This is a genomic window from Staphylococcus sp. EG-SA-14 (genome assembly GCF_017151935.1).
In the GTDB taxonomy this organism is placed as follows: domain Bacteria; phylum Bacillota; class Bacilli; order Staphylococcales; family Staphylococcaceae; genus Staphylococcus; species Staphylococcus aureus.
Map to the genome: position 1 here is coordinate 1 of NZ_JACVZM010000035.1, position 14,163 is coordinate 14,163.

General features: G+C 32.9%; 13 protein-coding genes. 2 read left to right on the forward strand and 11 right to left on the reverse strand.

Going from position 1 to position 14,163, the window contains the following annotated elements:
• Window positions 1-303: 303 nt before the first annotated feature.
• The 10 genes from femB to IDG63_RS13760 form a co-directional block, all read right to left on the reverse strand.
• On the reverse strand, window positions 304-1,563 hold the full coding sequence (gene femB, locus IDG63_RS13715) for a glycine glycyltransferase FemB (protein WP_000673098.1): 1,260 nt from the start codon (window positions 1,561-1,563) through the stop codon (window positions 304-306).
• Between the two features lie 18 nt (window positions 1,564-1,581).
• Entirely contained in the window at window positions 1,582-2,844 is a 1,263-nt protein-coding gene (gene femA, locus IDG63_RS13720) for a glycine glycyltransferase FemA (protein ID WP_000673315.1), read from the reverse strand.
• Window positions 2,845-3,165: 321 nt separating this feature from the next.
• Window positions 3,166-3,894 carry a tryptophan synthase subunit alpha gene (gene trpA, locus IDG63_RS13725; RefSeq protein WP_000163628.1) on the reverse strand — a complete coding sequence of 243 codons (729 nt, stop codon included), beginning with the start codon at window positions 3,892-3,894 and terminating at the stop codon, window positions 3,166-3,168.
• On the reverse strand, window positions 3,887-5,101 hold the full coding sequence (gene trpB / locus IDG63_RS13730; protein ID WP_001041346.1) for a tryptophan synthase subunit beta: 1,215 nt from the start codon (window positions 5,099-5,101) through the stop codon (window positions 3,887-3,889). Before trpB ends, trpA begins: the two co-directional genes overlap by 8 nt.
• Window positions 5,094-5,726: a phosphoribosylanthranilate isomerase gene (locus IDG63_RS13735; RefSeq protein ID WP_000768193.1), complete on the reverse strand. Its 633-nt coding sequence runs from the start codon at window positions 5,724-5,726 to the stop codon at window positions 5,094-5,096. Before IDG63_RS13735 ends, trpB begins: the two co-directional genes overlap by 8 nt.
• Window positions 5,726-6,508, reverse strand: coding sequence for an indole-3-glycerol phosphate synthase TrpC (gene trpC / locus IDG63_RS13740; RefSeq protein WP_000153612.1), 783 nt, complete (start codon window positions 6,506-6,508; stop codon window positions 5,726-5,728). Before trpC ends, IDG63_RS13735 begins: the two co-directional genes overlap by 1 nt.
• 1 nt (window position 6,509) lies before the next feature.
• The gene (gene trpD, locus IDG63_RS13745; protein ID WP_000173830.1) at window positions 6,510-7,508 is read right to left on the reverse strand and encodes an anthranilate phosphoribosyltransferase; all 999 of its coding nucleotides are present in this window, start codon (window positions 7,506-7,508) and stop codon (window positions 6,510-6,512) included.
• Window positions 7,509-7,513: 5 nt separating this feature from the next.
• A complete protein-coding gene (locus tag IDG63_RS13750) occupies window positions 7,514-8,080 on the reverse strand; it encodes an anthranilate synthase component II (protein WP_000604816.1) in 567 nt (188 codons plus the stop codon).
• The gene (locus IDG63_RS13755; protein ID WP_000350970.1) at window positions 8,077-9,483 is read right to left on the reverse strand and encodes an anthranilate synthase component I; all 1,407 of its coding nucleotides are present in this window, start codon (window positions 9,481-9,483) and stop codon (window positions 8,077-8,079) included. The genes IDG63_RS13750 and IDG63_RS13755 overlap by 4 nt, the downstream gene beginning before the upstream one ends.
• 491 nt (window positions 9,484-9,974) lie before the next feature.
• A complete protein-coding gene (locus tag IDG63_RS13760; RefSeq protein ID WP_000433354.1) occupies window positions 9,975-11,006 on the reverse strand; it encodes a M42 family metallopeptidase in 1,032 nt (343 codons plus the stop codon).
• 164 nt (window positions 11,007-11,170) lie between these two features.
• On the opposite strand from IDG63_RS13760, the gene IDG63_RS13765 reads away from it, so the two are divergent.
• Window positions 11,171-12,262 carry a prephenate dehydrogenase gene (locus IDG63_RS13765; protein WP_000214266.1) on the forward strand — a complete coding sequence of 364 codons (1,092 nt, stop codon included), beginning with the start codon at window positions 11,171-11,173 and terminating at the stop codon, window positions 12,260-12,262.
• Window positions 12,263-12,398: 136 nt separating this feature from the next.
• Here IDG63_RS13765 and IDG63_RS13770 read toward each other — a convergent pair whose 3' ends face one another.
• Complete coding sequence (locus IDG63_RS13770) at window positions 12,399-13,661, reverse strand: Y-family DNA polymerase (RefSeq protein ID WP_000283014.1); 1,263 nt, start codon at window positions 13,659-13,661, stop codon at window positions 12,399-12,401.
• 147 nt (window positions 13,662-13,808) lie between these two features.
• Between IDG63_RS13770 and IDG63_RS13775 the strand changes: the two genes are divergently transcribed.
• A complete protein-coding gene (locus tag IDG63_RS13775; protein WP_001123276.1) occupies window positions 13,809-13,994 on the forward strand; it encodes a 2-hydroxymuconate tautomerase in 186 nt (61 codons plus the stop codon).
• Window positions 13,995-14,163: the final 169 nt, after the last annotated feature.

Sequence of the window (14,163 nt, forward strand, 5' to 3'; positions counted from 1 at the left end):
TCAGTGTAAAATGTACTTGGGTCATGTAAAAGTCCTCCTGGGTATGTTTTTGTCGTTAAAAACATTGTACCGTAAAAGGACTGTTATATGGCCTTTTTACTTTTACACAATTATACGGACTTTATCATTAAAAAGTATACTCAACTCAATCATTTACAAATAGGTTGCGCAATTCATATTTATATTTATTGCAATCACTTGTTAAACTTGTCATTTAATATATCATTATTCGAGGCTTTATTAAAAAACATATAAAAAAGAGCCTATAGTATCAATAACTATAAGCCCTAACATCATTTACATCTATTTCTTTAATTTTTTACGTAATTTATCCAATGTTGTGAACAACCAATATTTCACTTTATGAATTGGTTTGTAGAAATCCCCTATTAATTCTTCGATTTGTACATTAAATCCACGTTTAAAGCGGTATACGCCATAATCTTCACTGTTTTCCGTAAAATCACCTGATAAACCATAGAAATTATAACGATCATAACCATTATCGAAGCAATAGTTAATCATAAACCAATGCATCATGTATGGTCCCATAAATTGATTATATTTTTCTGATGAACCCCCAGAGAAATAATTCACTTCATATGCATTTGCAAAATAAACGCCAGAAGCAAGGTTTAGAATTGGGCCGTCCGTTTTGCTCAATTCACTTGCATTCAATAATTCATGCTGATCATGATCAATTTGCTTATCTAATTCTGCAATTTTCTTCATTTGTTTATCTGATTTGTTTTCTTTCGCCATCATTTGATCACGACGATTTTCTTTGTCATTCAATTCCTGTTGCAACTTTAACACATATTCATCAAGGTCAATATATGCTAATGGTACTAATACTTTATCTCCATATGTGTCAATAAAGTTATAAAAATAATCATCTGTTTTTGAAACAAATCCAGCACGCTCTTCAGTTTCGCGATATAAATCTAGGAAAAGATTGAACTCATCACGTTCAAGGAATCTTACTTTAACACCATAGTTTATCGCTTTATTAATATTACGTTTACGTTGACTATCAAATGTCTTTTTCAATGTTTCAGGTGTTTTACCTTCAAGGTTTAATACGCCCATCCATCGTACTTGGCTTGATGTATCATACTCAGTTGTAAAGCCATGATGCTCGTAACCATGCGATTTAAACAAGTTTACTAAGGCATCATTTTTCTCGCGACCTTCAAATGGCACGATATCTTTATCATATAGATGATATAACCAATACGGATCTAATTTAACATATAAACATTGATGTTGCTGTAAATATTTATCTAACTCTTTTAAATAATAATCAACTAATCCTAAATCTGAAAAATCCATTACTGGACCACGATTCGAATAGTAAACATAACTTCCCATAGTAGGAATTTTAGAGAAAAGGCTTGCTGCAATTACTTTGTTATTGTCGTCTTTAATACCTAATAAAACTACTTCAAAGCCATCATTCTCACGGGTAACTATATTTTCTTTTACTTGGAAATAATGACTTTCCAATGATGGATTTTGTACAAAGTTGTCAAATTCGGTAACAGTTAACTCTGTAAATTTCATGTTTTGATAATTCCCTTCCTAAAAAATTCTGTCTTTAACTTTTTTAAGTGCGGTATATGCTGCGTAAACAGGTTTATTAATTGGTTTAATAAAGTCACCAACATATTCAATAATTTCAGCATTGTAACCTTTTTTGAATTTAACTACACCAGCATCTTCAGCATCTTCTGTAAATTTACCACTAACACCATAGAAATTATAACGGTCAATGCCATGATTTAATGCATAATTAATCATTTCCCATTGCACTGCATAACTTCCGGCAAAATGACGGAATGCATTTGATGTACCACCAGCATAATAAACAACTTCAAATGGATTGATAAAGAAGAAACCAGCAGAGATAGGTAATTCATTACCATGTTCTTCTTGTAGACGTTTACCTTCTTCAATCTTTTGCTCATTTGCATCAAGTTGTTGTTGTAAGTTATCTCGCTTGTTATGCGCTTTTTTGTTTTCAGGACGTTTTTCAATATCCTTTAATGCTTTATTTAAATCTTTATTTAAAATATCACGCTCTTCATTTAGTTCTTTAATATATTCATCAAAATTGATATACGCTAAAGGTACTAACACACGATCTTTGTAGTATTTTAAGCGATTGTAGTAAAATTTGTCATCACGATCAGCGAAAGCTTTTGATTCTGACGTATCTTCCATAAATGATCTAAAAATTGGCAGTTCTTCTTCAGATAAATATCTTACTTTAACACCATTCTTTTTAACTTTTTTCGTGTTTCTTTTTCTAAGTCCATCCATATTTTTAATGATGTCATCTGCTGTTTTATCTTTTAAATCTAACACTGAGTGATAACGAATTTGTAGCACAGGATCAAACCCTTTATGGAATCCAGTATGTTCAAATCCTAAGTTACTCATTTTATCAAAGAACCAATCATTACCAGCATTACCTGTAATCTCGCCATCATGATTCAAGTATTGATATGGTAAATATGGATCGATATGTAGGTATAGACAACGATGTTTTTTAACATATTTTGATAATTCATTAAAGAAAAAGTGTACGAGTTCTTGATTTTCATAATCGATCACTGGACCGCGATTTGAATAAAAATACTTGAACACTTTCATAACAGGTACAGCAGTAAGTAAGCAAGCTGCAATAACCTCGTTATTATTGTTTTTTATTCCCACTAAATGTGTTTCATAACCTTCAGCAAGTTTTAACTCATAGTGGCCAACAGTTTGCGTGAAATGACTGTATGGCATGCTATCTGTAAAGGCACCAAACTCTTTAGCTGTTAAATTTGTAAACTTCATTATCATTACTCCTATTTGTCTCTCGTTAATTAATTTCATTTCCGTATTTGCAGTTTTTCTATTTCCCCTCTGCAAATGTCAAAAATAATAAATCTAATCTAAATAAGTATACAATAGTTAATGTTAAAACTAAAACATAAACGCTTTAATTGCGTATACTTTTATAGTAATATTTAGATTTTTGCATACAATTTCAAAAAAAGTAATATGAACGTTTGGGTTTGCTCATATTACTTTTGTATCATTTCTATTCAATTTTACAATTCACCGTTTTTCACTTTTTCAAACAGTATTCGACTAATTTTTTTAAATCAAGTAAACTTAATTATTCAATGTTTGTTGGATAGATTGTAAATATCTAATGATTTCCTCACGCGTGTTAGATTTAAATCGCTTAACGATTTCGCTACCAATGACGATGCCATCTGCAACCTCTTTTATATCTGCAACATGTTGTGGTGTTCTTATACCAAATCCTGCGACAACTGGCACATTGGCTATCGCTTTAATTGACTCAATTTTTCGTTTTAATTCTGGATGAAACGCACCGTTTTGTCCTGTTGTCGCATTCATCGTCACAGTATAAATAAAGCCTTCCGCATGAGATACGATATCTTTTATACGTTTGTCATCAGTAGTCATCGCAACTAACGATATGATTTTGACGCCATAGTGACTAAATTGTTGTTTTAAACGCTGCGATAATTCATATGGTAAATCAGGAATAATTAAGCCGTAGACACCAGTATCTCGACATTTTTCAAAAAACGCTTGTTCTCCATAATGACAAATAATATTATAATACGTCATTAATACATAGTTACACTTAATTTGATCACCATGTTTTTCTAATTGATTGAAAATATAATCTATCGTGATGCCTTGTTTAATCGCTTGTTGACCTGCTTCCATGATAACTGGACCATCAGCAACCGGATCAGAGAAAGGTACACCAATTTCAATTATATCTGCACCATTTTCACTCAACAATGTTGCATTTTCAATCAAATCTTTATTGCCCATAATATAAGGTATAAATAATTTAGTCATTTGCAAGACCTCGCTCTGCCATATATTGTCTAATTGTTTCCATATCTTTATCGCCACGTCCAGAAATAGTTACTACAATAATATCTTCTTTCGACATCGTAGGCGCTAGTCTTTCAACATAACTCAGTGCATGTGCACTTTCAATTGCAGGTATAATACCTTCATGTTTTGTAAAGTTGATTAAAGCATTCATTGCTTGTGTATCACTTGCATTTTCAAAAGTTACTCTACCAATATCGTGGTAATAAGAATGTTCTGGCCCAATACCAGGATAATCAAGTCCTGCTGAAATAGAATGTGCTAGTTGCACTTGCCCACCTTCATCTTGAATTAAATACATTTTAGTACCATGTAATACGCCAGGTGATCCTTTGCCAATTGCAAGTGCATGTTTATCAGTATCCTCGCCTTGACCTGCGGCTTCAACACCGTATAATGCAACATCATCTTTAATAAATGGATAAAATGTACCGATTGCATTTGAGCCACCACCGATACATGCTACAATTGCATCCGGAAGTCGACCTTCTTTCTTCAATATCTGTGATTTTATTTCTTTACCAATCACACTCTGAAAACCTCTAACAATCGTTGGGAACGGGTCTGGACCTAATGCAGAACCTAATAAATAATGTGTATCATCTACATGACTTACCCAATATTGCAATGCTTTATTAACTGCATCCGATAAAGTCCCTTGACCATCTTCAACTGCCACAACCTTTGCACCAAGTAATTCCATTCTAAATACATTAAGTTGTTGTCTTTTAATATCTTCACTTCCCATAAAGACAACAAGTTCCATATCAAATAATGCAGCAACCGTAGCACTAGCTACACCATGTTGACCCGCACCAGTTTCAGCAACAAGCTTCTTCTTGCCCATTCTTTTAGCAAGCAACGCTTGACCTAACGCATTATTAATTTTATGGGCGCCTGTATGATTTAGATCCTCTCGTTTCAAATATATTTTAGCGCCACCTAGGCTTTCAGTATATGATGCAGCATATGTAAGTGGCGTCGCGCGTCCTACATACTCTGATAAATAGTATTCCAGTTCTCTTTGAAACTCTGGGTCTGCTTTTGCCTCTTTATAAGCTTTTTTCAACTCAATAATTGCTGGCATTAATGTTTCTGGAACATATTGCCCTCCGTATTCACCAAAGAAACCTAATTCATCTGCTTCCGTTTGTATTTGTTTATTCATTGTCTCTATCTCCTTTCACAATATTTACAATTGCTGTCATTTGTTCTATATCTTTTCGCCCATTTACTTCTATACCTGATGCAAGATCATAACCTTGATGTGATAATTTAAGTTGATTAACTGTTTGAATATTTTCAGAGTTAATGCCTCCTGCTATCAAATAAGGTATGTCTTTTATGTGCTTCAAAATAGTCCAGTCATATGTTTGACCGGTACCACCATACGACACTGAGGGTGTGTCGATAATAAATAAATCTACGAACCCTTTATATTTATTTATGTTTTGGATTATGTTTTCATCTGCAGCTAAAGCTTTAGTGATTTTAATGCTTGAATATTTCTTTTTAATTTCCTGTATAAAATCAATAGATTCTGTGCCGTGTAACTGTATTGTGTTAATTGACGTATTGCTTAATACGTGTTCAATTGTTGTTAAATCAGGATTTACCATGACACATACTTTATCGATATGATTTGGAACAGCAGACGCTAACTTTTTTATTTGGGTAATTGTTTGATGCCTTTTACTTTTTTCATAATGGATGAAACCTATCGCATCAATAGGTAATTGACTGGCCGCTGTAACATCCTTTATTGATGTAAAGCCACAAAATTTCAATTTCATCATGACTTCACCTTTTGCATTTTCAGTTGTGGTAAAAATTCAGATAGATTGTCACAACGCATAAGCGCCTCACCTATTAGTAAGCCATCGATACCACTATGCAAGATTTTTCTTACATCAGATGCATCGTGAATACCACTTTCAGAAATATAATGATGATTTGGTTTTTTAATTTCTAAAATAGTATTTGTATGTTCCACATTTGTGACAAATCGTTTTAAGTCCCTGTTATTTACACCAATCAATTTAGCATTAACCTTATAGGCACGTTCTAATTCATGGCGATCATGTACTTCAATTAACACTTCTAGATTTTGCGATATAGCGTAGTTATATAAATCTTTCAATTGTTTATCCGATAAGATGTTAACGATCAATAAAATCATAGATGCACCAGCTTGTTTAGCAACATCAATTTGAAGCGGGTCTATAATAAAGTCTTTGCATAATACGGGTAATGTTGTTTTTGTTGTCAATGCTTGTAATCTTTCAAAACTACCACCAAAGTACTTTTCATCAGTTAAAATGGACACGGCATTTGCACCGTACTTTTCATAATCTGAGATTTGTTGCGATAAATCTCGTTCAGGTAAGTCATTAACTGTAGGACTCTTCGATTTAATTTCTGCAATAATTGCTAGCTTTGGTTCTTTCTCAATTGCGTTTATAAAAGATTTTTTATTCTGAATCTTCACACTTTTCAAGGTATTAAGTTTGTCTTGATAATAGCCATTTTGTAAAAGTGACTGTTTATATTTAACAATTTCTGCTAAAATCGTCATATTATTCACCTCTCATTTGATGGTATTTTTTCAATGCTTCACCATTATCAATCAATGTAGTTGCAAGTTCTATGCCTTCTGCGATGGTATCCACTTTCTCTGCAACATAAAGGCTTAAACCCGCATTTAGTAAGACAACATCACGTCGACTTGACTGATCTTTACCATTCAAGATATTAAGGGAGATTGCTAAATTTTCTTCAGGTGAACCGCCTTTAAAATCACTATTCGGCGCATGTTTCAAACCATAATCAGTCGCATTTAATGTGTAATTTTTGATTTCTCCATCTTCAGTCAATTCATATATCAAATTATCACCAGATAGTGTTGCTTCATCCAAACCATTTGCACCATGTAAAACGATTGCACGTTTTCTACCTAAATCTTTAATCGTTTTAGCAACTAACTTTAACTTTGTAGGATCAAAGACGCCTACCATTTGATACGTTAAGTGATATGGATTAATTAATGGACCCACAAGGTTTAATATTGTAGGCTTTCCAATCATTTTTCTAACTGGTTGCATATACTTCATGATTGGATATGATTCAGTTGCACCAATGAATACAAGGTCTTTTTCATTTAATTGGTTAGGTGTATCATCAACAGTTGTTGTTTGTATGTTCATTTGATTTAACAAATCCGTACTACCTGAATTTGAGGTAATACTTTTATTACCATGTTTTATAACTTTTACGCCAGCACTTGCTACAACAAAAGCAACAGTCGTTGAAATGTTGAAACTATTTGACTTGTCACCACCTGTGCCGCACACACACATAGCCCCTTCATAACATGGTTGATGTGGATACATTGTATTAATTAAGCTACGTACAATATATGTTAATTCTTGTTGTTGGATTTCTCGCTCCGAATAGGAACTAAGTAATTCATATTTAATATCAGTTCCAATACTAGGAGAAATAAGTATATCGATTAGCTCTTTAATGTCGCTTTCAAGTAATATAGTTTCAGTTTTTATTCTTGTTAGTAATGTCATGGTTTTCATCCTTCCTTCACTAGATTAATGAAATTTGTAATTATTTTGACACCATAGTCTGTAGCAAATGATTCAGGATGGTACTGAATACCGTAATGCGGTCTTTCTTTATGCTCAAATGACTGTATACAATCTTCGGTACGTCCAGTAATTTTCAATTCTTCTGGAAAATTGTCAGGGTTACTTATTAATGAATGATATCTCATAATTGAAAACTGTTCTGGTATATCTTGATATAACAGATGTTGATGATGCGATATAACCTTTAGTGTATCAACTTTTCCGTGCATAACCTTGTCGCCTTTAATGACTTCTCCACCGTAATAACAAGTCAGTGCCTGAGCACCTAGGCAAATACCTAAAATGGGTTTGTGTTGATAGGTTGATATGATTTTCATTAACTGTTGATCGTCTAATGGATGCCCTGGACCAGGAGATATAATAACAGCGTCCACCGATTGATTCAGCACATTATCATCATCAGGATATTGAACAATGACGTCAGTATGTTGAGCAACAATATCCACTAGGTTATATGTAAAGGAATCATAATTATCTACAACTAAGATCATGGCCTCACCTCCAATAAGCTTTTAGCTTTCAATTTCGTTTCATTCAGTTCTTTTTCAGGAATAGAATCATATACAACGCCACAACCAGCTTCTACGTTGATATACTGCTCATCTATCATCATCGTTCGAATTGCTAAAGCAAAATCTAAGTTATGATTACAATTTATGTATCCAACACCACCACTATAAACGCCTCGTTTATGTGGATATTGTTCATATATTCTTTCAATTGCACGTAATTTTGGTGCACCTGAAACGGTACCTGTTGGTAATAAATTCGCAATAACTGTCATTGGTGATAAATTTTGATTTATTTTACCTGTGATTTCACTTACGATATGCATAACATGTTCATATTTTTCAATAACCATTAATTTAGTAATTTTTGAGGTACCGATTTTACTTACTCTATGAATATCATTACGTCCTAAATCAACTAGCATACGATGTTCGCTGCATTCTTTTGGATCATTAAGTAGTTGTTTCATATTCTCATTATCTATTTGTGTCGTCTCACCACGTTGAATCGTACCTGCAATAGGATTAGTTGTTACAATTTGATCTTTGACACTTACGAAACTTTCGGGAGAACTACCGACAATATATGGTTGATCGATATTAAGATAATACATATATGGACTTGGGTTTTGTCGTTTTAAATTTTGATACAGTTGAAACGAAAGTTGATTTAAATGCTGACTAGCATGATGCGCATATTTGTAAATTCTTGATGGCACAACTTGGAACATATCCCCTTCTGTTATTTTCTCTTTGAAATACTGAATCATTTCGATAAATCTTTCTTCAGAAATATTTGATTGAATTTCTTTAGTTTTAAAATCAAAATCTTGTGTAGGCATGAATGGTTGGATTTTAGTTAAGTCTTCGATAGACTTATTAACTCGATTCTCAAGATCTGATTTTGTTGAATTTGAAAATTGATTCGTCGCGATGATATATAACTCATCTTTGTAATGGTCAAATACATAAACTTGTTCAACCATATATAACCTTACATCGTGCTGCTTGTGATCTTCTAATTGTATTGATTGCAATTTAGGAAATTCATGTCTTACTAAATCAAAGCTACACGTCCCAACATATCCAGATATAAACGGTAATGACTTAAGTTGCTCATCTTGAATATTATGGTAGTCTTCATTTATTTTAGTCGTTAAATAATGGTACGGTCTTTCAATGATTTGATACGATTCTTTTAAAGTGCTTACTGATAATACATCATTATCTAAAGTTAAAGTGCCATAAATATCAAAAATAACAACTGAATAGCGACCTTTAGTTTGTTGTTGATTTGTACTTTCCAAAATGATCTTCTTGGAATGAAGTTGTGCTAAAACTTCGGGCGTTACATTTGCTTTTATTTTTTTATAAAATATATCCATTCTATACGCTCCTTTCAAAAAAGCGCCAGCATCCTTATCAATATAAAGGACGCTGACGCGTGGTACCACCTAAATTAACCGAATATTCAAAATATTCATAGTTCACTCTTTACTATATATAATTTTTCTGTTGCAGACAAAACCCAATTTCATTAATCTCGGTGTTAGTTCACATCATCCACTAACTTTCTGTTGCTACCTTTAATTAACTACTACATTTTGTCTAAATAAAAAGACACCACATAACGCATATACCTGTAAGGACGCGTTACCGTGGTGCCACCTTAGTTAACATAATTCATGTTCACTTTCAAAACTCATTCAATTGTTTTCCAAAGTCCAATTCACAAGATATGGCGTGCTAATTCCCATCACCCATTAGCTTTCTATTTGCTACGTTTCATATCTGCTACTATTTCTTTAGAAAATTCTAATTATTTTTATAGTTCATTATATTACATAGGTCGTTCACATTTGTCAACACTAATTGTTTACTCAATTGGTGATAAGCAATATGCATATAGTAATTTCTCTGTCGCTTTAATAGAATCAATATGTGTTCGTTCCATTGCATGAGATGATTCAATGCCAGCGCCAAATAAACCATGTCTGATATCCGCACCAGCATGTAAAGCTGCTGAAGCATCTGAACCATAATATGGATATATGTCTACTTTATATGGAATGTTATTTATTTTGCAAAGATTAACTAGGTGCGATTTCAATTGCTTATGATATGGACCTGAAGCATCTTTGGCACAAATAGAAACTGTATATTCATCCGATGCTTGACCGTCTCCCAACGCGCCCATATCTAATGCAATATATTCTTTGATTTTCGAATCAATTGATGCATTTGCACCGTAACCTATTTCTTCGTTATTAGAAATATAAAATTGCGTTGTATGTGGTAATATTATTTGCTCTTCTTTTAATTTCTTTAGTAATTGTAGTATCATCGCTACGCTAGCTTTATCATCTAAATGACGAGATTTAATAAAACCTGATGACGTGATAACTGTACGTGGATCAAAGCTAACAAAATCACCTACTGAAATACCTAAACTCTTTGTATCTTCTTCTGATGTAGTTACTTCATCAATTCTTATTTCCATATGCTTTTGATCTCTAGGTATTTCATGATTATTTCTATATACATGAACACTTGTTTCATGCAGACAAATTGTTCCTGTATATATTTGACCAGCATCAGTTTTAATTTGGCAATATTCACCCTCAATCGCGTTATACGTGAATCCTCCAATTAATTCTATTGCTAAGCGACCATCTTCTTTAATTTCTTTAACCATTGCACCTAAAGTATCAACATGAGCAGTAATACAGCGTTGTACTTCATCATTTTTGCCTGGCACTGTTATTAATAACGCACCTTTATTTGTTAGTGTTGTTTGATAACCCAAGTCTTTTGCATATTTTTCGACAAATTGAATTGCTTCTTCTGTGTCTCCTGAAGGACTATTAATACCTGTTAATGTTTTAATCATTTCTAATATTGGTTCCATTGATTTACCCCTCCGTTGCCATTGTGTTACTATACTCTTTATTGTAGATGATTTATCTCCGTTTATCTATTAATGCTATTATCGATTTTTATTTACTATTGCACTGTGTCAACAGCTCATTTACAATGTTATTATTCTGAAAATTTCGAAATAAGGTGATTTATATGACAACAGTTTTATTTGTTGGGCTTGGATTAATTGGTGGAAGTCTTGCTAGCAATATAAAATACCATAACCCTAATACTAATATTATTGCATACGATGCAGATACTTCTCAGTTAGATAAAGCTAAATCAATCGGCATTATTAATGAAAAATGTTTAAATTATAGTGAAGCTATTAAAAAAGCCGATGTAATTATTTATGCAACACCTGTTGCTATCACAAATAAATATCTTAGCGAGCTTATAGATATGCCAACTAAACCTGGTGTTATTGTTTCTGATACTGGTAGTACTAAAGCAATGATACAGCAACACGAATGCAATTTATTAAAGCATAATATTCATTTAGTCAGTGGTCATCCAATGGCTGGTAGTCATAAATCTGGTGTACTAAATGCTAAAAAGCACTTATTTGAAAACGCTTATTATATTTTAGTCTACAATGAGCCAAGAAATGAGCAAGCAGCAAACACGTTAAAAGAACTGTTATCACCTACTCTTGCTAAATTTATTGTAACTACTGCTGAAGAACACGACTACGTAACAAGCGTCGTAAGTCATTTACCTCATATCGTTGCATCTAGTTTAGTTCATGTTAGTCAAAAGAACGGTCAAGAACATCATTTAGTTAATAAACTTGCAGCTGGTGGTTTTCGTGATATCACTCGTATAGCTAGTAGTAATGCACAAATGTGGAAAGATATCACCTTGAGTAATAAAACGTATATTTTAGAAATGATTCGACAGCTAAAAAGTCAGTTTCAAGATTTAGAAAGACTAATTGAAAGCAATGATTCTGAAAAATTGTTATCATTTTTTGCCCAAGCTAAATCGTATCGCGACGCACTACCCGCTAAACAACTAGGTGGACTAAATACTGCGTATGATCTATATGTAGACATTCCGGATGAATCAGGTATGATAAGTAAAGTGACTTATATCCTGAGTTTACATAACATATCTATAAGCAACTTAAGAATCTTAGAAGTACGCGAAGATATATACGGTGCTTTAAAAATTAGTTTCAAAAACCCTACTGACCGAGAACGCGGTATGCAAGCATTGAGTGATTTTGATTGTTATATCCAATAATTATTAAGTCTCTTTTGATAAATTCCATGTATTCTTAGATATTATTGTGAAAATCTATTGTGATATATGAAATATTTATCTTTAGAGACTTATTTTATACGAATCACAGTTATATATTACTTAAACCGTATAGTCATTACATTTTATGTCCAGCCATTAAACCTAATCTGCCGTGTTTTGTACCTGCTTCTGTAAACGATACTGCTTTGGACACAATACCTTTGCCGTATTTCAAATGTAATTGGTCTATCGTTTTAGCTAGACATTCGTCACGTTTGCGTTGGTATTCATCTTCAAACAGACTTAACTGTCGCTCATCCTCATTAATAAATTGACTCAAAGATATACTTAGCGTACGATATAGTGCTTGTTTATTACATAATTTATCTGCGAAATGCATTCCTACTTTATAAATATCTTTTTCTAAGTTTGTTGGATCTTTCAAAGTATATTGCTTATGTACACCGCCTTCATCACTATAGCCAAAGGCAAAATGTATCGTTCTTGCCACTTTTTTTCTTGCTCGAACTCTGCTAGCAACATCTTCAATTAACTCTTGCATTACTACTTTTGCTTCATCAAAATGATAATCTCTCATTAATATTTGACTTTTGCATATCGATGGATTGCTGATCTTGTGCTTTTCACGTACTTTACTCTGATCTATCCCATTCGCATGTAGATGCATATCAACACCTAAAATACCGAACTCTTTTTTTAAAAATTTATATGGATATTTCGCTAAATCTCCTATAGTAAAAATTCCTCTTTTATTCAATTTGGCTTCTGTTCGACGATTAATACCCCAAAAATCTCGCAAGGGCTGAATTGGCCATAATTTCGTTGGTACATCTTGATATCGCCATTCAGCTATACCATTTTGACTATGCTTCGCTTCAACATCCATAGCAATTTTACTTAATAACATATTAGAACCAATGCCCACAGTACAATAAATGCCTGTTTCTTCATAAATTTCACGTTTAAGTCTTTCGCAAAATGCATGTACTGTAGAACTAAATCTATGATAGCTATCAGTAACATCCATAAAAAATTCGTCAATACTATATTGGTGTAAATCTTCAGGTGGAATATAACGCAATGCAATCTTAGAAATAGCAACTGAAACATTAAGATATTTACGCATACTTGGATTGATAATGTAAATATCATTTCTATGTGGTATTTCAAACAATCGCGACCCTGTCTTGATGCCTAATTCTTTTAATTTAGGTGTCGCAGCCAATATTACAGAACCCTGACGCTTAGTATCTGCAACAACAGCTAGCTTTGTTTCTAATGGATCTAGCCCCTTTTCAATACAAGAAACACTCGCAAAAAAACTTTTTTGGTCAATACATAGAACATCCCTATCTTCTAATAAATGATAATTATACACTGTTATTCCTCCCTTACTTGAATCTTATTATATACGAACACGTGTTCTATTTCAACTATTTTAGAACAAATGTTCTGTTATTTTGCAAATGAATTTTTAAGTATTACATGATATACTCAAATTAATAATGATTAGGAGGTTTGGATGATGCCAATCGTCAATGTAAAATTATTAGAAGGTCGTTCGGATGAACAATTAAAAAATTTAGTTAGCGAAGTAACTGACGCCGTAGAAAAAACAACGGGGGCAAATAGACAAGCAATTCACGTTGTTATAGAAGAAATGAAACCAAACCATTATGGTGTGGCTGGCGTAAGAAAGTCAGATCAATAATTCTTCATAAGATGCATGCCAATTAATTCTTTGAAAACGAACAAGGGCTTGGGACATTAAGTTCTTAGGCAATGTAAAAAAGCTGATTTCTATTAATTATTTGATAGAAATCAGCTTTTTTGATATGTATTTTATAATGTACAGCTCGTTGAGCTGCTATTTTCCTTAT

Coding starts and splice junctions, on each gene's coding strand:
- trpC (WP_000153612.1), bottom strand. CDS start 6,508: ATGACGATTTTAGCAGAAATTGTTAAATATAAACAGTCACTTTTACAA.
- IDG63_RS13760 (WP_000433354.1), bottom strand. CDS start 11,006: ATGGAACCAATATTAGAAATGATTAAAACATTAACAGGTATTAATAGT.
- IDG63_RS13750 (WP_000604816.1), bottom strand. CDS start 8,080: ATGATCTTAGTTGTAGATAATTATGATTCCTTTACATATAACCTAGTG.
- IDG63_RS13755 (WP_000350970.1), bottom strand. CDS start 9,483: ATGGATATATTTTATAAAAAAATAAAAGCAAATGTAACGCCCGAAGTT.
- trpD (WP_000173830.1), bottom strand. CDS start 7,508: ATGACATTACTAACAAGAATAAAAACTGAAACTATATTACTTGAAAGC.
- IDG63_RS13775 (WP_001123276.1), top strand. CDS start 13,809: ATGCCAATCGTCAATGTAAAATTATTAGAAGGTCGTTCGGATGAACAA.
- trpA (WP_000163628.1), bottom strand. CDS start 3,894: ATGACTAAATTATTTATACCTTATATTATGGGCAATAAAGATTTGATT.
- trpB (WP_001041346.1), bottom strand. CDS start 5,101: ATGAATAAACAAATACAAACGGAAGCAGATGAATTAGGTTTCTTTGGT.
- IDG63_RS13765 (WP_000214266.1), top strand. CDS start 11,171: ATGACAACAGTTTTATTTGTTGGGCTTGGATTAATTGGTGGAAGTCTT.
- femA (WP_000673315.1), bottom strand. CDS start 2,844: ATGAAGTTTACAAATTTAACAGCTAAAGAGTTTGGTGCCTTTACAGAT.
- femB (WP_000673098.1), bottom strand. CDS start 1,563: ATGAAATTTACAGAGTTAACTGTTACCGAATTTGACAACTTTGTACAA.
- IDG63_RS13735 (WP_000768193.1), bottom strand. CDS start 5,726: ATGAAATTGAAATTTTGTGGCTTTACATCAATAAAGGATGTTACAGCG.